Source organism: Priestia sp. JNUCC 25 (assembly GCF_053667915.1).
On the sequence record NZ_CM132211.1, the window covers coordinates 2,680,871 to 2,702,147 of the forward strand.

The 21,277-nt window shown below is 40.3% G+C and carries 24 protein-coding genes; 5 read left to right on the forward strand and 19 right to left on the reverse strand.

Annotated features, from left to right (window positions below; genetic code table 11):
* Positions 1 to 337 precede the first annotated feature (337 nt).
* From JNUCC25_RS13665 to JNUCC25_RS13685, 5 genes are all read right to left on the reverse strand, one after another.
* Positions 338 to 784 (reverse strand): DUF6376 family protein, encoded by a 447-nt coding sequence (locus JNUCC25_RS13665; protein ID WP_013057399.1) that lies wholly within the window; start codon positions 782 to 784, stop codon positions 338 to 340.
* 397 nt (positions 785 to 1,181) lie between these two features.
* The gene (locus tag JNUCC25_RS13670) at positions 1,182 to 2,162 is read right to left on the reverse strand and encodes an ABC transporter permease (protein ID WP_064471758.1); all 981 of its coding nucleotides are present in this window, start codon (positions 2,160 to 2,162) and stop codon (positions 1,182 to 1,184) included.
* Positions 2,155 to 3,066 (reverse strand): ABC transporter ATP-binding protein, encoded by a 912-nt coding sequence (locus tag JNUCC25_RS13675; protein WP_013057402.1) that lies wholly within the window; start codon positions 3,064 to 3,066, stop codon positions 2,155 to 2,157. The genes JNUCC25_RS13670 and JNUCC25_RS13675 overlap by 8 nt, the downstream gene beginning before the upstream one ends.
* 13 nt (positions 3,067 to 3,079) lie before the next feature.
* Positions 3,080 to 3,874, reverse strand: coding sequence for a GDSL-type esterase/lipase family protein (locus tag JNUCC25_RS13680; protein WP_064471759.1), 795 nt, complete (start codon positions 3,872 to 3,874; stop codon positions 3,080 to 3,082).
* Between the two features lie 23 nt (positions 3,875 to 3,897).
* A complete protein-coding gene (locus tag JNUCC25_RS13685; RefSeq protein ID WP_064471760.1) occupies positions 3,898 to 4,776 on the reverse strand; it encodes an NAD(P)-dependent oxidoreductase in 879 nt (292 codons plus the stop codon).
* A 348-nt stretch (positions 4,777 to 5,124) separates the two neighbouring features.
* Between JNUCC25_RS13685 and JNUCC25_RS13690 the strand changes: the two genes are divergently transcribed.
* Complete coding sequence (locus JNUCC25_RS13690; RefSeq protein WP_013057405.1) at positions 5,125 to 5,325, forward strand: cold-shock protein; 201 nt, start codon at positions 5,125 to 5,127, stop codon at positions 5,323 to 5,325.
* A gap of 206 nt (positions 5,326 to 5,531) precedes the next feature.
* On the opposite strand, the gene pdxR is transcribed toward JNUCC25_RS13690, so the two are convergent.
* From pdxR to JNUCC25_RS13705, 3 genes are all read right to left on the reverse strand, one after another.
* A complete protein-coding gene (gene pdxR, locus JNUCC25_RS13695) occupies positions 5,532 to 6,965 on the reverse strand; it encodes a MocR-like pyridoxine biosynthesis transcription factor PdxR (RefSeq protein ID WP_013057406.1) in 1,434 nt (477 codons plus the stop codon).
* Positions 6,966 to 7,151: 186 nt separating this feature from the next.
* Positions 7,152 to 7,394, reverse strand: a complete 243-nt coding sequence (locus JNUCC25_RS13700; RefSeq protein ID WP_454221992.1) for a hypothetical protein — start codon at positions 7,392 to 7,394, stop codon at positions 7,152 to 7,154.
* A 142-nt stretch (positions 7,395 to 7,536) separates the two neighbouring features.
* Positions 7,537 to 9,237: a pyruvate oxidase gene (locus JNUCC25_RS13705; RefSeq protein WP_029322246.1), complete on the reverse strand. Its 1,701-nt coding sequence runs from the start codon at positions 9,235 to 9,237 to the stop codon at positions 7,537 to 7,539.
* Positions 9,238 to 9,519: 282 nt separating this feature from the next.
* On the opposite strand from JNUCC25_RS13705, the gene JNUCC25_RS13710 reads away from it, so the two are divergent.
* Positions 9,520 to 9,720 carry a cold-shock protein gene (locus tag JNUCC25_RS13710; RefSeq protein ID WP_013057408.1) on the forward strand — a complete coding sequence of 67 codons (201 nt, stop codon included), beginning with the start codon at positions 9,520 to 9,522 and terminating at the stop codon, positions 9,718 to 9,720.
* Positions 9,721 to 9,912: 192 nt separating this feature from the next.
* Here JNUCC25_RS13710 and yjcZ read toward each other — a convergent pair whose 3' ends face one another.
* Positions 9,913 to 10,050: a sporulation protein YjcZ gene (yjcZ, locus tag JNUCC25_RS13715; protein WP_013057409.1), complete on the reverse strand. Its 138-nt coding sequence runs from the start codon at positions 10,048 to 10,050 to the stop codon at positions 9,913 to 9,915.
* A 267-nt stretch (positions 10,051 to 10,317) separates the two neighbouring features.
* Between yjcZ and JNUCC25_RS13720 the strand changes: the two genes are divergently transcribed.
* On the forward strand, positions 10,318 to 10,554 hold the full coding sequence (locus tag JNUCC25_RS13720) for a hypothetical protein (RefSeq protein ID WP_013057410.1): 237 nt from the start codon (positions 10,318 to 10,320) through the stop codon (positions 10,552 to 10,554).
* 29 nt (positions 10,555 to 10,583) lie between these two features.
* Here the strand turns inward: JNUCC25_RS13720 and JNUCC25_RS13725 are convergent, their stop codons facing one another.
* Positions 10,584 to 10,856, reverse strand: coding sequence for a hypothetical protein (locus JNUCC25_RS13725; protein WP_029322248.1), 273 nt, complete (start codon positions 10,854 to 10,856; stop codon positions 10,584 to 10,586).
* A 142-nt stretch (positions 10,857 to 10,998) separates the two neighbouring features.
* A complete protein-coding gene (locus tag JNUCC25_RS13730; RefSeq protein ID WP_013057412.1) occupies positions 10,999 to 11,196 on the reverse strand; it encodes a hypothetical protein in 198 nt (65 codons plus the stop codon).
* 307 nt (positions 11,197 to 11,503) lie between these two features.
* Here JNUCC25_RS13730 and JNUCC25_RS13735 point away from each other — a divergent pair, with 307 nt between their 5' ends.
* Positions 11,504 to 12,286 (forward strand): SDR family oxidoreductase, encoded by a 783-nt coding sequence (locus JNUCC25_RS13735; protein ID WP_013057413.1) that lies wholly within the window; start codon positions 11,504 to 11,506, stop codon positions 12,284 to 12,286.
* A 22-nt stretch (positions 12,287 to 12,308) separates the two neighbouring features.
* On the opposite strand, the gene JNUCC25_RS13740 is transcribed toward JNUCC25_RS13735, so the two are convergent.
* From JNUCC25_RS13740 to JNUCC25_RS13755, 4 genes are all read right to left on the reverse strand, one after another.
* Positions 12,309 to 13,079, reverse strand: a complete 771-nt coding sequence (locus JNUCC25_RS13740; protein WP_035439008.1) for an SDR family oxidoreductase — start codon at positions 13,077 to 13,079, stop codon at positions 12,309 to 12,311.
* A gap of 104 nt (positions 13,080 to 13,183) precedes the next feature.
* Positions 13,184 to 14,146 carry a quinone oxidoreductase family protein gene (locus tag JNUCC25_RS13745; protein WP_078081899.1) on the reverse strand — a complete coding sequence of 321 codons (963 nt, stop codon included), beginning with the start codon at positions 14,144 to 14,146 and terminating at the stop codon, positions 13,184 to 13,186.
* A gap of 119 nt (positions 14,147 to 14,265) precedes the next feature.
* Entirely contained in the window at positions 14,266 to 15,780 is a 1,515-nt protein-coding gene (locus JNUCC25_RS13750; RefSeq protein WP_078081900.1) for an acetyl-CoA hydrolase/transferase family protein, read from the reverse strand.
* 132 nt (positions 15,781 to 15,912) lie between these two features.
* Positions 15,913 to 16,557 (reverse strand): LytTR family DNA-binding domain-containing protein, encoded by a 645-nt coding sequence (locus JNUCC25_RS13755; RefSeq protein WP_013057417.1) that lies wholly within the window; start codon positions 16,555 to 16,557, stop codon positions 15,913 to 15,915.
* A gap of 158 nt (positions 16,558 to 16,715) precedes the next feature.
* Here JNUCC25_RS13755 and JNUCC25_RS13760 point away from each other — a divergent pair, with 158 nt between their 5' ends.
* Positions 16,716 to 17,396 (forward strand): YetF domain-containing protein, encoded by a 681-nt coding sequence (locus JNUCC25_RS13760; RefSeq protein WP_013057418.1) that lies wholly within the window; start codon positions 16,716 to 16,718, stop codon positions 17,394 to 17,396.
* A 32-nt stretch (positions 17,397 to 17,428) separates the two neighbouring features.
* Here JNUCC25_RS13760 and JNUCC25_RS13765 read toward each other — a convergent pair whose 3' ends face one another.
* The 4 genes from JNUCC25_RS13765 to JNUCC25_RS13780 form a co-directional block, all read right to left on the reverse strand.
* Positions 17,429 to 18,916: a DHA2 family efflux MFS transporter permease subunit gene (locus JNUCC25_RS13765; RefSeq protein WP_029322259.1), complete on the reverse strand. Its 1,488-nt coding sequence runs from the start codon at positions 18,914 to 18,916 to the stop codon at positions 17,429 to 17,431.
* 279 nt (positions 18,917 to 19,195) lie between these two features.
* Positions 19,196 to 19,753, reverse strand: a complete 558-nt coding sequence (locus JNUCC25_RS13770) for a 3D domain-containing protein (RefSeq protein WP_013057420.1) — start codon at positions 19,751 to 19,753, stop codon at positions 19,196 to 19,198.
* Positions 19,754 to 20,083: 330 nt separating this feature from the next.
* Positions 20,084 to 20,218 (reverse strand): hypothetical protein, encoded by a 135-nt coding sequence (locus JNUCC25_RS13775; protein WP_255256021.1) that lies wholly within the window; start codon positions 20,216 to 20,218, stop codon positions 20,084 to 20,086.
* 158 nt (positions 20,219 to 20,376) lie between these two features.
* On the reverse strand, positions 20,377 to 21,261 hold the full coding sequence (locus tag JNUCC25_RS13780; RefSeq protein ID WP_078081902.1) for a superoxide dismutase: 885 nt from the start codon (positions 21,259 to 21,261) through the stop codon (positions 20,377 to 20,379).
* Positions 21,262 to 21,277: the final 16 nt, after the last annotated feature.

A 21,277-nucleotide genomic window follows, 5' to 3' on the forward strand; every position in this document is an offset into this window, starting at 1 on the left:
CTACATCAATCGAATCTAAAGGCGAACAAAGAGGATGAATGAGCTAGTATGAATCGGTTGTGACACCGCTGTGGATTTCCGTGCAAGACTTCGCTTTCCGCGGGCGGCCGATGAGCCTCCTCGTCGCTTGCGCTCCTGCGGGGTCTCATCTATTCCGCTTTTCCCGCAGGAGTCTTCGTCTTGCCCTCCAATCCACAGCTAGAAGCACCTATACACGTGAAGCCTACGTTCACCTTACAAATGAAAAAATCCGAACGAAGTTGATTCTCCATCAAGAACCTTGATTCATCGTTCGGATTTTCTTTAGTTAACATACTTTTTTCTCAGTTGCGTTTTCTTACTGACCTAATTCTTTAATTTGTTTCATAATACTTGATACATCTTGAATTGATTGAAACAATTCACTGTTTTTTAGCGCTTCTGGATTGAAGCTGCCATCCTTTATATTGGCTTCATACGCTTCAATTCCACTAATGATTTTTTCGTTTTGTTGAACAAGCTGATCGTGCACATCAGAAGCGATGTCAGGAGCTTTTGTTTTATTAAATTCTTCAGCTTTCCCTTTCATTTGCTGCAGCTTTTGCTCTAGCTTCTTTATTGCCTCGTCGTCATTAACAGCTTTTTCCGCTAGAGGCGGTATTTCTTCAGCAAACTTTTGTGCTTCACTCACGTAATCTTTCGCATCGTTTGCGTAGTTCAACGTACTGCTTGTATCTTCAAGAAAAGAACAGCCTCCGACCATAAAAAGAACAGCAGTTGATATGACTAGCATCCACTTTTTCACTTAGCACTCAACCTTTCTTATTTTCTTTTCTGCTATCTTCTTTTCGATTTTCGTTTCTTTAACTCTTTCATAATAATAGGTACAGCTTTTTTTATTCCTTTTTTTACAGCGGGGCTTTTTAACAGTCTCGATAGTTTTGACATTTTTAAGCTCCTCTCTCATTTTGAAATGACAAAAAACACCTTTACCACATGTGGTAAAGGTGTTTTTATCCAGACCTTTACCAATGGCAACATTGGCAAAGGTCTCGCTAACAATTTGCATTGTCAATAAAGCCGGAGATAATAATCTCGAAATGACGACTTTACTGCAAGAGCTACTCCCCTTTGAACAAAACAGCATTTTTTGTTAAAACAATCATAACGTATGTTCCTGATTATCGTCAACTTATATGGAATTAGTACACATCTTTTTTGGTAAATACCAGAAACGACACGAGCAGCCCGGCAAGTCCCCAAATGGTTAAAACACCCAAGGAAAATCCTAGTGTCATTCCTTCAGTCGGAGGAGCTGTGCCTTGCAGATAAGAAGTTAAATTTAAATTGACCATAAACAAGTACTTAGCTGAATTCCACGAAGAAACCATACTGCTTAAAATCGTACCTGCAATCAAACAAGCAAGCATCACACCCATACCAGCAGCCGTACTTTTAATTAAAACGGACAGCATAAAAGCAAGCGTTCCAACAACAAGTGATACAAACCAAGCAAGGCCAAATTCCATTAAAATATATCTCCACTGCGAAATTAAATGAACGTTCGCTGTATTCAAATCATTGCCCTGCACGCTAAATCCCGTAAGAATAGGCGCTGTCCAGCCTTTAAATCCAAATACAACACCAGAAATGAGATACGACAAAACGCCAAACATTAAAATTAAAAACGAGACGGACATGACGAGCGTGATATATTTACTAAGCAGGATTTTCCAGCGTTTCACAGGCCTCGTCAACAATACCTTGATGGATCCCAAGCTGTATTCTGAAGACACTAAATCCGCTGCAATAATCATAATCATCAGCGGCAGCAAAAGCTGAATGGCGTTTTCAATGAACCCTCGCACAAACGTTGGGGCTCCTGGTTCTGAAGGATTGATATCGTTATCTAAGTAATACTGTTGCTGCGCCACGCGAATTTCAAGCTGCTTGCGCCAATCATCTGAAATTTGGCTTCCGCTCAGCCGGTTTTGCGTATCGATAATTTCTTGCTGCAGCGTACTGCGCCAATCGGTCGTTCCTAGCTTTTCTTGAAGGCGCTGCGTTTCGCGAAGCTGAGCATATGTGAACATGGAAATCAAAACGCCCATAATAAGGGTAACGATTAACAGGCGCTTTTTTCGAACGAGCTTGATCATTTCATTTTGAACCAAACTAATCAATCGATTCGCCTCCTGTCATTTCGATAAATAAATCTTCAAGAGTTGGAAGCTTTCGATTCATTTCTTTTACCGTTACTCCTGCTTGAATGAGCTGTTTGTTCCACTCTCCCACTTCAGATTCTTCATAAAACGTCGTGACATACTCCCCCTGCACTTGCACAAAGTCCGTCACTTGTTTTAAGACGTCTATTCCCGCAGGCTGCGGATCTAGCTTCCACAGTAAGCGCTCTTGCTGAGTTAACAGGGTCTTCACCGATTCTGTGTGAATAACTTCTCCTTTTGCAATAATCGCTACTCGGTCACACATCAGCTGAATCTCACTCAGCAAATGACTCGATACTAAGACGCTTAGACCTTCACTTTCAGCTAAAAAGCGAATGAATTTACGCATGTCCCGAATCCCAGATGGGTCGAGTCCGTTCGTTGGCTCATCTAAAATGAGCACTTTCGGTTTTCCGAGAAGCGCTTGCGCAATTCCTAAACGCTGCCTCATACCTAATGAATACGTGCGAACTAAGTCGTGGATACGCTCTTGTAAGCCAACTAATTCCACCACTTCATGAATGCGTTCTTCCGTCATAGAAGGAATCATGCGTGAAAAGTGCTGCAGATTTTCCCAACCGCTTAAGTATGGATACAGCTCAGGATTTTCAACAATACAGCCGATATGCTCCATCGCTTTTGTAAACTGCTTCGATACGCTGTACCCACAGATAGAAATCGAACCAGCCGTCGGGCGAATCAAGCCGACAAGCATTCGGATCGTTGTTGTTTTACCAGCTCCATTTGGCCCTAAAAAACCAAATACTTCGCCTCTTTTTAGTTCAAAATCAATATTTTTGATGATTTCACGTTTTCCTATTACTTTTCTCAGTCCTTTTACTGAAAGCGTTACTTCACTCATATCATTCCCTCCCTTACCATGTAATAAGCGATGCTACACGTTCTGCGATCAGCTTGTAGCCTTTTGCATTCGGATGAAACTTATCAGTATATAAGTAGTCATCTACCTTTAGCTGAAACAAATCAAAGGTCGGTACAAAAACAGTTTGCTTATAATTAGCACTTAATTCACTGCTTCTGTAATTCCATTCTCGTACAATAGCCGTTGTCGTTTTTGCATCTTGCAGGTTACTAAACGGATTGTATAAACCAATTAAAAAAATTGTTGCGTCTTTATTTGCCGACCGGATGCTTTTTAAGATGCTGTCTACGTTTTTTAAATAGTCATTTTCTAGCTTTTGAATATTGTTTTTATTTAAGTTCTGCAGCGTTTGTCCGCCTTGAAATAAGTCATTTCCTCCAATGGTGATCAGCACGGTATCTGCCGACTTAATCTGCCGCTGAATTTGCTGCTGCTTTACTTGACTTGCCAGCTGCGAAGACGTTTGACCTTTTATTCCAAAGTTACTTAAAAGAATTTTCTTCTTCGTTTTTTCTTCAAGATTCTCTTTTAAATACCCAACGTATCCTTTTCCCGCTGCGTCTCCTGTTCCTCTTGTCAGTGAATCTCCTAAAGCGACAATCGTATAATTCTTTGTACTTTTGTTACTGCTGCTTGTTTCCTGCTTTGGCTTTGCCATTTCTTTTACAGTAGCTTTTGAGGCGCTAACATAATCATAAATAGACATTCCAAGCCCAGCTGCAAACAGCAGACACGAAATAATCGAAATAAAGGATACAATCCATACCCACTTTCCTTTCGCTTTCACTGGCTGCACTCCTTTTCGTCTTTTTAGTTATCTTTTTTTAGAGCTTCAACTGTTTTTAGTAAAGCGGACCAGTCTAAATGACCCCAGCCATTTTCGATTCCTTGTTCATAATGACCTTTCACAAGCTCTCCTAACGGAAGCGGAGCGGACACTTTTTTGGCTGCATCAATAGCCAAGTTTACATCTTTTAGTCCAAGCTCCAGCTTGAACCCGGCTGGTTCAAAGTCTCTTTTAGCAATTAAATTGCCGTAATTTTTATACACAGGAGATGCAAATAAGCTATTAACCACTTCAAGAAACTCCTCCGCTTGCATGCCATACTGTTCTACCATGACTACTGCTTCAGAAACAGCTTCTAACATCGAAACTAATAAAAAATTATTGCCAAGCTTAGCTACATTTGATAAGTAAGGCTCGTCTCCTACAGTGAAAATAGCTTGACCAATCGCTTCAAACAGCGGCCAAACGTGCTCTCTTGCTTCTTTATTACCTGCAACTATTACTTTGAGAGCCGCAGCTGCTGCTGCGTCGGGGCGACCTAAAACAGTCGCTGCAACAAAATGCTGTCCTGATGCAGCATGTGCACTTGTTAATTTTTCCGACAAATCTACGCTAATAGTACTCACTGAGACGTGAATACCACCTTCTTGAAGGCCTGCAAGTACACCGGCTTCTGAAAGCGTTACTTCTTCTAAAGCCTTGTCATTGGAAAGAATCGTAAATACAAGATTCGCTTCTTGTGCTGCTTGAGCAGGTGTCTCCACAACCTTTGCTCCTTTTTTCACAAGACTTTCCGCCTTCGAAGCAGTGCGGTTATAAATAACAAGTTCATGACCCGCCTTTATCATATTTTCCGCCATCGGTAATCCCATATTTCCTAAACCAATTAAACCCACCTTCATCTTTACCACTCCATTTCAGCACTCAGTATGTACGTTTCTTATACTTGTCGTCTATCTTTAGAAAAAGCACATTTTCATTATTATATAACTACAGTAAAAGCGAATACAAAGAATAGCCTTTCTATAATGTTCAAAATGTGACATTTTTTAGACATGATTTATGAAAAACTTGTCAAAAAAATACGAATGGTTTTTAAATAAAGCGCTTGCAAACATAGGAAATTTCTGCTAAGATGTAAGAGAATTATTTTTGTTCGGTGGGGATGTATGAGTATTGTCACTTTTCGTCTTTAGATTTGAGCAAGAATAGTACCACAATGTGCGAGTCCGCACGAGGAGGCAACAATTATGGAACAAGGTAAAGTAAAATGGTTTAACGCAGAAAAAGGTTTTGGATTCATCGAGCGCGAAGGTGGAGACGATGTATTCGTACACTTCTCAGCAATCCAAAGCGAAGGCTTCAAATCTTTAGACGAAGGTCAAGCTGTAACATTTGACGTAGAACAAGGTCAACGCGGACCTCAAGCTGCTAACGTTCAAAAAGCATAAGAAACACAACATATCAGAAACAGATCCTTTAAAGGATCTGTTTTTTTGTGTACAAACATAAAAAAAAGCCCTGTTTTTCAACAGGGCCAGTCGGTACAAATACAGAAGTAAAGTTAATGGTACTCTTAGTATAGCACAAGATCATAACAATCTATACGAAATAATAAAATAAAACTTTCATCCGGCATGTTTACCTATGTTTATAGCTATTCCAGACTCTCTAGGGCGCTCGCAAATCGTTTAATTCCCTCTCGAATCACCTCTTCTTCTCCTCTGCCAAACGTAAAGCGAATAGCTCCGCTTTGAGAACTCAGCACGCTTCCTGGGACAAAAGCCACTCCTCTTTTAAGCGATTCTTCCAATAGACGATAGTCATCGACCGGCTGATTCACTTTGCACCATAAGTGAATCCCGCCTTGAGGCGAATCGAAAGATACTTTTGATCCGAGCAACTCGTTCAGACTCGACGACAGGGCATACTCTTGCTTTTTGAGCTCTTGTCTAAGCTTTTCAATATGCGAAGAAAACGTAGGAGAATCTAAGAATTGATAAGCAATCCACTGCGGAAAGATGCTGTGACCAAAGTCAATTTGCTGCTTAGCATCTGCCAGGCGCTGAATCACTTGCTCTGGCCCCACTATCCAGCCAATTCGAAGGCCCGATGCCACGATTTTAGAAAGCGAGCTGATATAGAGGACATTTCCGTTCTCGTCCATCGATTTCAGCGTTTGATGTACATTTCCGTCAAATGCCGTGAGTGAATAAGGATCATCTTCAATAAGCGGAATGCCGTATTCTGAAGAAAGCTCTAAAAACCGCTTTCGACGCGCTTCTGATAACACAATACCAGTCGGGTTTTGATAATACGGATTTAAAAAAACCATACGAATGCGATGCTTTTTATGTAATTCTACTAAGTCGTCCGGGTTGGCTCCATTTTTATCTACAGGCAGCAAAAACGTTCGTAAACCTGCTGATTGAAAAAGCGGCAGTGAATAGCTATAAGACGGATCTTCAATCGCTACTGCATCTCCTGGTTTTAACAAACACTGCACAATCAAATGAAGTGCTTGCTGTGCACCTGATGTGATTAAAATGGAATTAGCATCGGTGGAGATTTTCCGGTACTCATGAACATGAGCAGCAATAGCGTCACGCAGACGTTCATTGCCGTGCGGATGATCATAGCCTAAATGCTCATTAAACGGCATGCCCGCTAATATCCGCTGAAAATCTTCACTTGGAAACAAGCTAGGGGCTAATTCTCCGCTGGCTAAGTTTACAAAATCTGTTCGCAAAGCTTCGCTTCTTATTCGCTGTACGAGCGGTAAATTAGGCAAAAATGAACCGTCTTCTACATATCTCCCCCAGTTTGGAATACGTTTACGGGAAATTCCCCAGATGCTCGAACTAACTCGCGTGCCGCTTCCTTTTTTACGTTCTACGATTCCAAGTGCCTGCAGCTCTTCATAAGCAGCTACTACCGTGCTTCTGTTCACGTTTAGCTCAGCAGCAAGCGTTCGTTCTGATGGCAGCATAGAATCCGGCGGAAACGCTCCCGATGAAATACAGCTTTCAATATATTCTGCAATTTGTTTATAAATCGCTTTTTTGCTAGCGCGATCTGGTCTCCAGTTCATGCGGCGTCAGTCCTTACATTTAAACTTTCTTATTAGTAGTTTATCCTTTATCTCTCTTATCTTAAAGCAGTTTTATAAAAAAAGACCCTCCAATTCGGTGTTTTTTTGCTCATCCACTTTATCAAAAATTATAATAGTAGCTATTTTTCATTTTTAGGTATTTTAGTTTACATAATAATTTTATAGTTAATCATATTGAATAAATTTCACCATAAAAAAGAGATTGAGACATAACCACACCAGTCCAATCTGAAGACGAACAAATGGGATACATGAGCTCATATGGGTTGCTTGGTACACCGCAGTTGATTTCCGTGCAAGACTTCGCTTTCCGCGGGCGGCCGATGAGCCTCCTCGTCGCATACGCTCCTGCGGGGTCTCACCTATTCCGCTTTTCCCGCAGGAGTCTTCGCCTTGCCCTCCAATCAACTGCTAGAAGCAACGAAATACATGAAAACTACATTCACCATGCCAATAAAAAAAACCCAAACGAAGTTGATTCTCCATCAAGAATCTCGATTCATCGTTCGGATCTTTCTTCAACTAAACTACTTTCGTCACGGCCTCTTTTTTATAGAGGAGGTAAATCTAGCTTGCCTTCTTGAAACAATTCTTTCACCATATGCTTGGCATAACCCGTTGCTTGCCCTAGCGTAATCTTAGCTGGCATAGGGGCTTCGTTTGCATCAACGATTACATCGATAATACACGGCTTGTTTTGTCTAACAGCACTTTCAAAAGCTGGCAGCAACTCTTCTTCTTTTTCTACTCGGTAGCCAACACCTCCGCAAATATCTGCATACCTGGCAAAGTTCGGATTTGTTAAGTCTGTGCCGAATTCAGCATTTCCCATTACTTCTTGTTCAAATTTAATCATACCGATTTTATGGTTATTAAATAGCACCACAACTAGCGGAAGATTGTATTTAACAGCTGTAATAAAATCTGCCATGGTCATCGCAAAGCCGCCGTCTCCACAGACCGCAAACACCTGCTTATCCGGATAAGCAATTTTTCCAGCAAGTGCGCCCGGCAGCCCGCATCCGAGAGTCGCTAGCCAGCTTGAAATCACAAACTGCTGATTTGTCATACGAAAATGACGCGCCATCCATACTGTGACGTTTCCTACATCTACGGACAAGACCGCGTTATCAGCCGCTACGTGCTGAAGCGCTCGAATTACTCGCTGAGGCTTGATAGGTAGACTTTCTTTTGCCTCTTGGGTATCAAGCTGACTCCACCACTTTTTCATACGTTCTTGACTTTGCTCTAAAAACTGGCGATGCTCTGAGCGGCCAACGTTTTCTAAGAACCACTGAATTGTTGTTTTTGCTTCTCCGGCAAGCCCTGCATCTACAGGATATCTTTTGCCAATTTGTGCAGGATCAATATCAATATGAATCGTTTTCGCATGGTCTGGCAAAAAGCCTGTAAACGGATAGGACGTTCCAATCATGATGAGCGTATCCGCTTCTTGCATCGCTTCATACGCTGGCTTTGTCCCGATTAATCCAAGTCCTCCAAGACAATACGGATGTTCATCCGGTATTGCGCCTTTTCCAGGAAGCGTAAGAACAATAGGTGCTGCGATTTTCTCTGCAAACGCAAGCAGTTCTTCTCTCATTTCATGTGTGCCTCGACCGGCTAAAATAACCGGACTTTCTGCTTTACCAATCAAATCTTTTGCCTTTTCAAGGTCTTCTCTGTGAGGAAAGACGTCTTGTTTAACGATTATGCTTGATGTTTCTCGTGCTTCTGATCCGATTTCAAAACGAGGGATATCATCGGGAATGGTTAACACAGACACACCTTTTTTAGCATAAGCTGTTCGAATCGCTTGATTGACAACAGTGGGAAGCTGTTCAGCGGACATGATTCGCTGGTTATATACAGCCACGTCATCGAACATTCGCTCTAAATTAATTTCTTGAAACGCATCGCTTCCGATAAGATCAGACTCCACTTGCCCCGTAAGTGCTAAAACGGGAGCTTTGTCTAACTTTGCATCATACAAACCATTCAGTAAATGAATCGCTCCCGGTCCGGCAATAGCCGTGCATACACCGATTTTACCCGTTAGCTTTGCATATGCAGCCGCTGCGAGAGCTCCCGCTTCTTCATGCCTCACTTGAATAAATTTAATTTTGTCCTGGGCTTTGCGAAGCGGTTCAATAATTGAATTAATGGAGTCTCCTGGCATGCCGTAAATATGGTCAACGCCCCATTCAATTAACAGTTCAATCAGTTTTTCCCCTGCTTTTTGTTTAAACATATGACTGACCCCTTTCTTCTTAAATATAGAGATAGTGTGACCTGATACGCTCTTTCTTACTTATTTTCACTCGTATAATTTTCGTTTTCTTTCATTAAATGAATGACCGTTTTCGTTAAATTTTCTTCATTCCTTGCAATTATCATTAACTTTTGCTATTCTATAAGAAGAATTATTTTTGTTCGGCAACAATCGATAGGTGAATACTTTCGTCTTAAAGATTTTGATCATGAGCAAGGATAGTAATACAATGTGTGCATAGCACACGAGGAGGCAACATTCATGGAAAAAGGTACAGTAAAATGGTTTAACGCAGAAAAAGGTTTCGGATTTATCGAGCGCGAAAACGGCGACGATGTATTCGTACATTTCTCAGCAATCCAAAGCGAAGGATTCAAATCTTTAGACGAAGGTCAAGCTGTAACATTCGACGTTGAAGAAGGTCAACGCGGACCTCAAGCTGCTAACGTTCAAAAAGCATAAGTAGAAAAAGACTCTGAAATCAGAGTCTTTTTTTTATGTAGAACCATGCATAAAACCTTTTTAACGTGTAGTTTGTACACGTTATTATAAATAATAAACTAAAAAAGTCTCTTCATCCCGAAGAGACCTTTTGTGGAAGAAATAGTTGAAGAAATAAAGTGTGGATGTTGCGTCGTCATCATTTTTTAATAATTAGCACCAGCCGCCGCCGAAGCAAGAAGCGCCGATGATGATTAATAAGATGAAAAGTACAATGATTAAAGCGAAACCGCCGCCGCAGCCACCGCCGCCATAACCACAACCGTATCCGTAACCTCCGTAGTATCCCATGTGTTTCACCTCCATTTGCTATACTTTAAGATATGTGGATTTAGTTAAATTGCTCCTAATAATTCCATAGAACTTTTGAAAATGTTTGTCATACACTAAAAATACTGCGTTTTTCAAACATGCCCCACAAAGAGATAAAACATTTGATTTTATGGGCATTTACTCCTCTTTTCTTTATCTTTTAAAAATGTAATCGCTCCCTTTTTCATGAATGTACACCGTGCTGAATACGTTTAGTTATGTACACTCAAACGGGAGGGATTTAATATGTTAACACTCGAAATTTCAAAGCAAATCGTTAAAAACGTCTACCCTATTGTCTTATCGAATCGCAGTAAAATCTTTCAAGAGGAAGTGAGCGTCGCCGCGTTGCAAGACTACTTTGGTCTTGATCATGCCTTTAGCGTGTATGCAGCTGCCACCATTATTTATCAGCTAGAAGCCGACGGGTATGTATCCAAACCTCTGAAGCGCAATGAATACAAGCGAATTTTGCTCAAATAAAAACAAGCATCCCCGCAAGGATGCTTGTCTTATTTATAGCTATACCTGTCGAATAACTGCTCGACTCTTTTGTGGTAATCGGCAAGGTAGTCAGAATGCTCAGTTTCACTCAATTTATTTGCCTGTTCCTCAAATAGTGACAGCAGCGAAATTTTAATCATTGCCATTTCCGTTTCCGAGCGATTTTCATTTCGCAAATCTTTTCTTAAATTCCACAGGCTTTGCTCCATTTCATGCTTTAATTGTTCTAGTGAGTGTGTTTCTTCAGATCCGGCACGAATGTCTTTTTTAAATCCACTCATCTTATCACTCCTCGCATTTGCACCTGCTAGATAGTATCTAATGTATACTATACCATAAATAACTATACGAGGCTTAAGCATGCCTTTTAAGCAATTGGTCACAAAATAAAAAACATCTCTTTGGATGTCTTTACGTTACCTTTTATCTTACTTCGTCTTCTTCACCTTTTACATATTTAAAAAATGAATCAATCATTTCGTTTAAAAAATCATTGCGATCTTCAAAATTCATAATTTCTAAAAATTCCACAATATCCTTATCTAAGCTAATAGAAGCGGGAACATAAGCAGCCGCTTCCCTTCTTTGCGGGAATGGAATCACATTATTTTTCTTCTTCATAAAACACCGTCCTTTTTCTGTGCTTTACTAGTGTAAGCTTTCAAGGAACGATTTGCAAGTCCCTCTGATGTAAAATTTTATATAAACATTCTTCTGAAAAGACAGGGTATATCTTTAGCTACTCAAGTAGGGTCATTTGACATTAGCTTTTCCATGTTCTGGCGTCATATTAATAATTCGCCGCTGTTTTCTCTTTTCCTTTTGGCATCTTTCAGCAAATTTAAACACAAATATTTTAAAAGAGGTTTTTATTTCCTTCGTATAGGCTAAAGAAAGGAAACAACATTTTTATATGGAGGGGTTACAAATGATTGCATTAACTGGGAAAGTTGCGCTTGTGACGGGAGCGGCGTCTGGAATTGGACGTGCTTCAGCCATTACATTAGCTGAACAAGGAGCGCGCGTTGCTCTTTTAGATTTAGAGGAAGAAAAATTACAAGAAGTAAAAGAGACCATCATGTCGAGCGGCGGAGAGTGTATAGCCATTAAAACAGACGTATCTGACTCTGAAAGTATAAAAGAGAGTATCGAAACGATCAGCAGCTTATGGAGTCAATTACATATTGTTTCTATTAACGCAGGCATCAACGGTACGTTCTCTTCTATTGAAGAACTATCACCAGAAGATTGGACAAAAACAATTGATACAAATTTAACAAGTACTTTTTTAACCGTAAAGCATTCTATTCCTTATTTGAAAGCTCAGGGAGGAAGCATTATTATTACTAGCTCGATTAACGGCAACCGTACATTTTCAAATATCGGCATGAGCGCATACAGTTCCTCAAAGGCTGGCCAAATGGCTTTCGGCAAAATGGCAGCTCTTGAACTTTCTACATACGGAATACGGGTAAACGTCATTTGTCCAGGAGCAGTTGATACAAATATTGAAAGCAATACATTCCGTCAAGAAGACAAATTAAAAGAAGTCGCGATTCCAATTGAATATCCAAATGGCAATCAGCCGCTTGCTAAACGCTCGGCTAAGCCCGAAGAAGTAGCAGATTTAATCTTCTTTTTAGCTTCTGACGCGTCCAAACATATTACCGGAAGTGAAATGTTTATTGATGGCGGAGAATCACTGCTGTAACGTACAAGCCCCTGCATCAACGTCAGGGGCTTATTTTTTTACTTTTATGAAAAACGTTTACTCCACCCGAAGCGGATATAATGCTGCCTGTAATCATATCTGAGTTTTCATCACAAAGAAACTCAATAATACGCGCAATGTCTTCTCCTGTCCCTGATCGACCGACAGGCGTTTCCTTGTCTTCTAGTAATCTTGCTGTTATGATATCATTTTCTTTCATGTCTCCCACAATATCTCCGGGACAGACCATATTGGCCGTAATCCCGTATTCGGCTACTTCTAGAGCAAGCGATTTGGTCAGAGAAGCTAGCCCTGACTTAGCGGCACTAAAAGCCGCACGGTACATCCATCCAGGGGTATGCTCTACATCTTGAAAACCGTATGTAATAACCCTTCCAAACTGCTGTTTTTTCATAACTGGAACAACAGCTTTTACAAAATGAAAAACGGAGCTTAAATTCCCTTCCAGCATTTCATACCATTCACTGTCTGTGTACTCTATTAATTTTTTTCTTTCAAATACATACGGACCTGCATTATTAATTAAAACATCAATACGTCCAAATTGCTCCATAGCCTGCGCAACGACATGTTCAATATCTGCTTTATTCGTTATATCTCCTTCTACAAACTGTACGTTGTCTTTATATTGATGCCATTCTTCTTGCAGTTCTCGCACTTTATTTTTATCACTTCGAAAATGGACGGTAACGGAATACTGCTTTTTTAAAAACTGTTCTGTTACCTTCTTGCCAATACCTTTATGACCCGCTGTAATCAATGCATGTTTCATCTACCTTCACCTCTTTCACTCTACTTATCTACTATATATATTAGACAGTTCCTTAGTTTCTCCTTTACTAACAGAAAAAAGCCCTTGACTAAAGGGCTTTTCTTTTACGGTCTTAACAAAATTTTCCCTGTACTTTTCCGGCTTTCAAGCAGCTCATGTGCTTTTGCTCCGTCTTTTAAATCAAACACCACGGGATCGGTTAGCACAAGCTGACCTTTACTGATCCACTCAAACAGCTGCTGTGAACGTACTTTACGTTCTTCATATGACACAAGCACGTTCCACAAGTCTCCGCCTGTAAGCGTTTTAGAGGTATCCATCAGCATACGCGGGTCGACCGGGGCCGGATCGCCTCCTGCCATTCCGTAAAATACCACGGTCCCGCCTGTTTTTACGGCTTCAAAGCTTTTTTCTAGCGTAACTCCTACAGATTCGTAGGCAACATCTGCGCCTCGCTTCGTTACATCTTTCACTTGTTCCACCCAGTTATCTTCGTATAAAAAGACATAGTCAGCGCCTGCTTGAGCCGCTGCTTTTGCTTTTTCAGAAGATGACGTTAAGCCAATGACTTGTCCGCCTAATAGCTTGACAATTTGAACTAAAAGCTGACCTACGCCTCCAGCAGCTGCGTGAACAAGCACATAATCGCCAGGCTGAATGCCGTAGCTGTCTTGTGTTAAATAGTGCGCCGTTAACCCTTGTAAAAGCACAGAAGCAGCTGCATCAAACGAAATATCATCGGGTACCGCAATGGTTTTATCCTGTGGCACGGCAACAAGCTCTGCATTTGCAAAAGGGACGTCAGCAAAAGCAATACGGTCTCCTACGTTAACGTGACTTACTTCTGCTCCTACTTCTTCTACCACACCTGCTCCTTCATATCCTAAAATATACGGAGGTTTACCCGTTAAGTGGTAGTTTCCTTTTCTTCGGTACACATCAGCAAAATTAAGTCCAATTGCTTTTGTTCTTACTAGTACGTCTGTTGGACCAATAGAGGGGTTCGGTATATCTTGATAGTGAAGAACGTCAGGTCCTCCAAACCTTTCAAATACTAATGCTTTCATATATAAGTTACCTCGTTTTCTTTATGTATTCCCTTTCATCGTAATTCAAAGAGATAACAAACACAAGTTTCTGACTCAGCAGAAACACGCTTTATCTCGTCATGAGACAAAGCATTCTTTTACTTTGTTTGCTCTACAATTTTTCGCATCGTTCCATTTTTTTGATAAGACGTATGAAAAGAAAAGGCTTTTTCAAGAACGTGCGGTGTTTGTCCGCCTCGCGTGAGCGCTTCTTCGTAATACGCCATAAGCTGGTCGCGGTACATTGGATGGGCACAATTTTCAATGATGCGCTTTGCACGTTCTCTTGGGGCGAGTCCGCGCAAGTCTGCGTATCCTTGCTCTGTTACAATTACATCCACATCGTGTTCAGTATGATCAACGTGCGAAACAAATGGCACTATACTTGAAATATCGCCGTTTTTAGCAATTGATTTTGTTACAAAAATACCAAGGCGCGCATTTCGGGCAAAATCCCCTGAACCTCCGATTCCGTTCATCATTTTTGTTCCCATCACATGCGTTGAATTAACGTTTCCGTAAATGTCTAGTTCTAGCGCAGTATTAATTGAAATCAGTCCTAAGCGACGAATGACTTCGGGATGGTTTGAAATTTCCTGCGGACGAAGAATCAGTTTATCTCGATAGGCTTCAAAATTAGAGAAAACTTGTTTCATTTTATCCGCTGAAAGCGTAATTGAGCAGCAAGAGGCAAACGTAACTTTTCCTGCGTCAAATAAATCAAACACGGCGTCCTGCAATACTTCTGAATACACCTCTAAATCATGAAACTCTGAATCTAACAAACCGTGGAAAACCGCATTTGCCACAGATCCAATTCCAGATTGTAAAGGAGCAAGCGATTCAGTTAATCGCCCTTCTTTAATTTCTTCACGTAAAAATGAAATCAAATTTTGAGCCATCACAACCGTTTCTTCGTCAGGTGCTACAATCGTAGACGGTGAATCTAGCTGATTTGTAAATACAATACCCTTTACTTTATCTAAATCAATTGGTATGCCTAACGAACCAATCCGGTCATCAGATTTTTTCAAAGGAATTGCATCTCGCTGTCCTTGAACGCCTGGGTCATACAGGTCGTGAATGCCTTCTAACAGCTCTGGCTGCGCTGTGTTAATTTCAATAATAATAGATTTTGCATGCTCGGCAAATACCATCGAATTGCCAATTGACGTTGTTGGAATCATCATTCCGTCATCCGTGATAGAAACCGCTTCCAAAATAGCGAAATCTATTGAATCTAACACGCCTGAACGCACCCATTCAGAAGTATGCGATAAATGTTGGTCAATAAACTGAAATTCACCTTCATTAATTTTTTTACGCATCGTCGGGTCCGCTTGAAACGGAAGGCGTTTGTTTAACATGCCTTTTTCTGCAAATAGCTTATCCACATCTGACCCAAGTGAAGCACCGGTATACACGCTTACTTTTATCGGTTCTGTTTCCGCTCGTTTCGCTAGTGCAAACGGTACAGCTTTGACATCCCCCGCGCGTGTAAAACCGCTTAGACCAAGAGTCATTCCATCTTGAATCCAGGACGCTGCTTCTTCAGCAGAGACAACGCGATTCTTTAGTGCTTCATGCTTAATTCGACTGCAAACGTTTTCCATTCTGTTCACTCCTTGTTTTTGCTCTTTTTTACCATTTTACTGTAAAAAGAGCGTTCACAAGAGTTTTTGGAATGAAATGGACAAAAATAGCGATAAAACAGCATATTTGATGATAATTAAGCAAAATGACGGTTAAAACCCAAGCAGCTTTCGAAAATAGCTGGCGTACGACTGACTGACCGGAATTTTTTCTCCGTTGCTCATCACTAATAAAAAAGTTGAATGTGTATCAGGATAAATTTCTTGAATTTGCGTCACATTGACGATAAAGGAACGATGACAGCGCACAAACTCTTCTTTTGGAAGCACATAATCAAATTCATTTAACGTGTATTTATGCGTACCCGTATACTTCTGTGCGTACACATATGTTTTTCGGTCACGCGCTTCTACGTAGATGATTTTTGAGAAAGGAACCGGTATCCATCCCTCGTTCACCTTTAACGTCACAACTGACTTTCCGCTCGTTAACGCGGGAAAAATCGCCGTCACGCACCCTTGAACCTCTCCTTCATCTAAGAAAGGTACGGCCATGCCGTAGTAAGGCGTGCCAAACACGTCTCGGTGAATAAATTCCGATACTTTTTGCTTTCGTTCTAATGCTTTATATGTAATCGTTCCTTTTTTAATTTGATCTCCAGGGCTAATTTTTAAATTAATTCGTTTACTTGCCCGGTAATACACGTACGTTTCTAGATCTGAAACGGCAATCGACGCTTCATCAGAGAACAATTCGCTGATAACGTCTAATAATGCTGGAGCTTTAAATGGTTTCATCTTTTCACCTTCTTTTGTCTAGTCAAACACGCTGCTTCTTTATTGTAGCGCAAAAGCAAAAGCGGGTGGGAAAGAAGCATGGAATTTATCTTTTGAACTGCATAAAATTTCTATTTTTTCACAACATAAAACAATGAAATGAAGGAAGGGTGAAATGTATGGGCTATGCTGAATCGACGTTTCGAATCGCCTGTTCATTTTTTGTGCTGCTTCTTTTAACGCGGCTCATGGGAAAAACAGAAATCAGCCAGTTAAATGTATTTACATTTATTACGGCAATTACGATTGGTAATATCGCTTCTTCCCTCTCCACTGATGAGCGAGTAGAGATTGATAAAGGGGTTTATTCACTGCTAGGTTGGACATTTTTAACGATCGCTATGGGCTATATTGGAATGAAATCGAAAAAAGCACGGCATCTTATTACCGGCGAACCCAAAATTGTGATTAAGCAAGGAAAAGTGATGGAAAAGGCATTAAAACAAGTACGGCTAGATATTGAATCTCTTTTAGGCATGCTGAGGCAGCAAAACGTATTTTCCATAAAAGATGTAGAATACGCCATATTAGAAATCAACGGAAACCTTTCCGTTATGCAAAAACAAGATAAAAAGCCGAACTCGTGGTCAAAAACGCTTTTATTTCCCACTTCAATAGGCGTTATTTACGATGGAAAAGCGAATGAAGATGCGTTAAAGGACCTGCATTTAGATAACAATTGGCTTCATAAGCAGATTGAAAAAGCTGGAGTCAAATCAATTGATGAAGTGTTTTATGCTGAAGTTCAGTCAGACGGATCCCTTTATATTGACTATAAAAAAGACAAGTTTAACTCATAAAAAAATCCGTACCAAAAGGCACGGATTTTTTATTAGCTTGCTTTTTTTACACGATTTGTAATAGTATCTTCTTTTGGTGATGTTTTACGAATAAAGAAGGCTAAAACAAACGCGATCACACTTAAAATCGTTGCGATCATAAACGCATCGTTAATGCCCATTGCCGTACCTTGATTCACGGCTTCAGCCATACTGCCTTTATCTGTCGGCAAAATTTGCTGATTCATCACGATGTTTTTCACGTGTTTTTCACCTTGATTCATCATAATGGAGACAAAGAACGCCATTCCTACAGCTCCAGCAACCATTCGAAGCGTATTAACCATCGCTGTGCCGTATTTATTTAAGCTAAGCGCAAGTTCATTTAACCCTGCTGTAAAGATTGGCATCATGAGCAGCGACATACCAAACATACGAACAGTATAAACAATCATTACATACATAAATGTTGTTGTCGTTTCAAGTTTTGTTAATTCATATGTTGTCACAACGGTAATCGCTAAACCAATAACAGCAAGCCATCTTGCGCCGAACTTATCAAACAGCCGTCCTGTAATCGGAGACATAATCCCCATTACAATTCCCCCTGGCAGTAACAGCAAGCCTGAAAGAAACGGTGAAAAACCACGTACGTTTTGCATATAAATCGGCATTAAAATCATACCTGAAAACATTGCCATTGTCACAATCACGTTAATGATTGTTGTTAAAGTGAACATACGGTAACGGAAAATACGGAATTCAAGAAGCGGCTCATCGATTTTTAACTGACGGAAAATAAAGAACAGAATTGAAATACCGCCTACAATGAACATGGCTAGTACTTCAGTGCTGGTCCAGCCCTTTGTACCGCCCGTAGCGAACGCATACAGCAAGCCGCCAAATCCAATTGTTGATAAAATAACGCCAAGCACGTCTAGCTTAGGTCGGCTTGTTTCTGTCACATTTTTCACTAAAATAATCGCCGCAATTACGTTAATAAGTGCAATTGGAAACATCATAAAGAATAAAACGCGCCATGAGTAGTGCTCAACTATTAAACCAGAAAGCGTCGGACCTACTGCCGGTGCGAAGTTCATCGCTACACCAAAAATTCCCATCGCAAAGCCGCGTCGGTCAGGTGGGAATAATGTAAAGATAACGTTGGTAATTAACGGAAATAAAATCCCTGCTCCTGCTGCTTGCACGACGCGTCCCACTAAAATAACGGAAAATGTCGGTGCAATACCGCAAAGCAGTGTTCCTACTGTAAACAGACCCATTGCTGTAATATACAGCTGCCTTGTAGTAAATCGATTCATTAAAAATGCTGTAATTGGAATAACAATTCCGTTTACTAACATAAAGATGGTTGTTAACCAGTTGCCCGTAGCCGCCGTTACATGGAAATGATCCATCATTTGCGGAAGCGCAATGTTAATCAGCGTTTGATTTAAAAAAGCGACGAGCGCTCCCATTATCATTACGCCAAAAATAGACCGAGTTCGGGCTTGATCGGACTGTTGTGTTTGTGTATTCATTTTAACAAGACCTTTCCCTTTAAAATTATCTGTATGTAAATCTTCAGATGACAAACAGGTTAAGAATATATTTTATGTGTTCATTCTATTAATTTATGTCACGAATATTTAATGAACTTAATTATATACCGGATAAATATATCTGTTTCCGAAATATTTGTCAACAAATATGATCATTTTCGTAAAACTTTTCCATCAGTATATATAAAGTAGCATGCCCTTTAATGAAGAAAAAAATGAGAGCCCTTCAACGAAGGCTCTCATTTCCTTAAGAAATACTTATTTTAAGATTTGAACTTTTACTGTTTTTCTTCCCCATTTTAACGCTTCTTTTTGAGAAGGAAGAAGAACGTCAATTTTATTTCCTTTAATCGCACCGCCCGTATCAGCTGCGATTGCCGTGCCGTAACCTTCTACGTATACTTTTGAACCAAGTTTAATCACTTTTGGATCGACAGAAATCACTTTTTGATTTGGATTCTTTTTCAAGTCAATTCCAATCGCTGTTTTTCCGCTGCAGCCTTTGCAGTTCGCTGTGTACGCTGTTGCTGTTACTTTAAATTCTTTCACAACGTTTGAAGACTTCGCAGGCGCTGCTTTAGCAGGCGTGCTTGATTTTGCTTGAGATACTTTTAATACTTGTTTTGGATGAATGCTGTCTGACTTTAAGTTATTCCACTGTTTCAGCTGACTAACCGATACTTTATATGTCTTTGCAATTTTGTATAGCGAATCTCCGCTTTTTACTGTATATGTATTTGTTGCAGCTGATGCACCACTTGCCACTCCGAACAGTGACATTAGAACTAAACTGAACGTAATCATTGTCTTTTTCATGTAATTGATTTCCCCTTTATCTACCAATACATAAAAAATAACACATGAATATTACAGTTATATTTCAGTAACATGTCAATAGTTTGATAGTTTAGTTACAGTAAAAATAAAGATTCTTCCTTTTAAACTAGTAAAATAATCACCTTCACACTTTAAAAACATACATATTTAGGCATATAACGGGGGTTTTACACACATTTATACGTAATTGTTTCATTTGTAACATTCAACTGGTTCTAGAGGCTTATGCTTTATTTTAAATTGATTATTTAGAACACAGTTTATTTAAAAATAAAAAAATGAAATAAAGGATCTAATATAAATCACTTTTTACACCGCTGCTGATTTCCGTGCAAGACTTCGCTTTCCGCGGGCGGGCGATGAGCCTCCTCGTCGCTTACGCTCCTGCGGGGTCTCATCTGTTCCGCTATTCCCGCAGGAATCTTCGTCTTGCCCTCCAATCAACAGCTAAAAGCCACTACATACATGATTGTCATAACAATGAAAAAATCCGAACGAGTTTGATTCTCAATCAAGAATCAAACTCGTTCGGATTTTACTTCAATTAAAATACTGTGGTCCCAGCTTCTTTTATCTTTAAATTATAATGGTTACACTAATTTTCAATATGGCTGCCACTGAAGCATTTTAGCTGCCTCAAACCTTTTTTCTACATTCGGCCAGTAAATTATTTTCCACCAGTTGTCAACGTACGGATCACGTTCATTTTTGTACTGCAAATAATAAGCGTGTTCCCATACGTCTAATACAAGCAGCGGAATGGTGTCCCACTGCGTAAGCAGCTGATGACGCTCCGCTTGCAGAACTTCGAGCTTGCGCGAACGCGGGGACCATACTAAAATTGCCCACCCCACACCTTCTACTTTTTTAGCAGCTTGAGAAAAGTGCATCATAAATTTCTCATAGCTGCCAAAGTCTTTTTGAAGCTGCTGCAACAGCTGTCGTCTCGGTCTTCCTCCTCCTTCTGGACTCATAATTTCCCAAAAGATTGTATGCAGATAATGACCAGATCCATGAAAAGCAGCTTCCCGTTCCCAGTGTTTTATGAGGTCAAAATTATTTGTGTTACGGGCTTGCTGCAGCATGAGCTCTGCTTTATTTAATCCATCGACATAGCTTTGGTGATGCTTGCTGTGATGAAGACGCATAATTTCCCGGTTAATATACGGCTCAAGAGCTGAATAGCTATAGCTAAGCGGCGGCAGCTCGTGTCGTCCCGGCGCTATAGATTCCCGCTCCCTGCCGTCATCTCCAAGTCGCTCTTTTAAAACTTTATCAATATGCCGCACCGCATTGTTGATTTCTTCTAACGTATATTCGTTAACATCTTCTTCACTTAAATATTCAAGAACGTCTTCTTGCGTGCGCGTGATATATGACGTTATATCTACTTCTGTAATGGCTTCTTCAAATACAGGGTCACACACTTGTTCAAGCCAGGTCTGAACTTCCATCAAGTATCTTTTTCTCTCATCTTGATCGGCCATACTTCCCCTCCTTACA

What these genes read in the sequence shown, in the direction of transcription:
- JNUCC25_RS13675 (WP_013057402.1), bottom strand. Translation starts at nt 3,066, where the DNA reads ATGAGTGAAGTAACGCTTTCAGTAAAAGGACTGAGAAAAGTAATAGGA.
- JNUCC25_RS13685 (WP_064471760.1), bottom strand. Translation starts at nt 4,776, where the DNA reads ATGAAGGTGGGTTTAATTGGTTTAGGAAATATGGGATTACCGATGGCG.
- JNUCC25_RS13690 (WP_013057405.1), top strand. Translation starts at nt 5,125, where the DNA reads ATGGAACAAGGTAAAGTAAAATGGTTTAACGCAGAAAAAGGTTTTGGA.
- pdxR (WP_013057406.1), bottom strand. Translation starts at nt 6,965, where the DNA reads ATGAACTGGAGACCAGATCGCGCTAGCAAAAAAGCGATTTATAAACAA.
- JNUCC25_RS13705 (WP_029322246.1), bottom strand. Translation starts at nt 9,237, where the DNA reads ATGTTTAAACAAAAAGCAGGGGAAAAACTGATTGAACTGTTAATTGAA.
- JNUCC25_RS13710 (WP_013057408.1), top strand. Translation starts at nt 9,520, where the DNA reads ATGGAAAAAGGTACAGTAAAATGGTTTAACGCAGAAAAAGGTTTCGGA.
- yjcZ (WP_013057409.1), bottom strand. Translation starts at nt 10,050, where the DNA reads ATGGGATACTACGGAGGTTACGGATACGGTTGTGGTTATGGCGGCGGT.
- JNUCC25_RS13720 (WP_013057410.1), top strand. Translation starts at nt 10,318, where the DNA reads ATGTTAACACTCGAAATTTCAAAGCAAATCGTTAAAAACGTCTACCCT.
- JNUCC25_RS13725 (WP_029322248.1), bottom strand. Translation starts at nt 10,856, where the DNA reads ATGAGTGGATTTAAAAAAGACATTCGTGCCGGATCTGAAGAAACACAC.
- JNUCC25_RS13730 (WP_013057412.1), bottom strand. Translation starts at nt 11,196, where the DNA reads ATGAAGAAGAAAAATAATGTGATTCCATTCCCGCAAAGAAGGGAAGCG.
- JNUCC25_RS13735 (WP_013057413.1), top strand. Translation starts at nt 11,504, where the DNA reads ATGATTGCATTAACTGGGAAAGTTGCGCTTGTGACGGGAGCGGCGTCT.
- JNUCC25_RS13740 (WP_035439008.1), bottom strand. Translation starts at nt 13,079, where the DNA reads ATGAAACATGCATTGATTACAGCGGGTCATAAAGGTATTGGCAAGAAG.
- JNUCC25_RS13745 (WP_078081899.1), bottom strand. Translation starts at nt 14,146, where the DNA reads ATGAAAGCATTAGTATTTGAAAGGTTTGGAGGACCTGACGTTCTTCAC.
- JNUCC25_RS13750 (WP_078081900.1), bottom strand. Translation starts at nt 15,780, where the DNA reads ATGGAAAACGTTTGCAGTCGAATTAAGCATGAAGCACTAAAGAATCGC.
- JNUCC25_RS13755 (WP_013057417.1), bottom strand. Translation starts at nt 16,557, where the DNA reads ATGAAACCATTTAAAGCTCCAGCATTATTAGACGTTATCAGCGAATTG.
- JNUCC25_RS13760 (WP_013057418.1), top strand. Translation starts at nt 16,716, where the DNA reads ATGGGCTATGCTGAATCGACGTTTCGAATCGCCTGTTCATTTTTTGTG.
- JNUCC25_RS13765 (WP_029322259.1), bottom strand. Translation starts at nt 18,916, where the DNA reads ATGAATACACAAACACAACAGTCCGATCAAGCCCGAACTCGGTCTATT.
- JNUCC25_RS13770 (WP_013057420.1), bottom strand. Translation starts at nt 19,753, where the DNA reads ATGAAAAAGACAATGATTACGTTCAGTTTAGTTCTAATGTCACTGTTC.
- JNUCC25_RS13780 (WP_078081902.1), bottom strand. Translation starts at nt 21,261, where the DNA reads ATGGCCGATCAAGATGAGAGAAAAAGATACTTGATGGAAGTTCAGACC.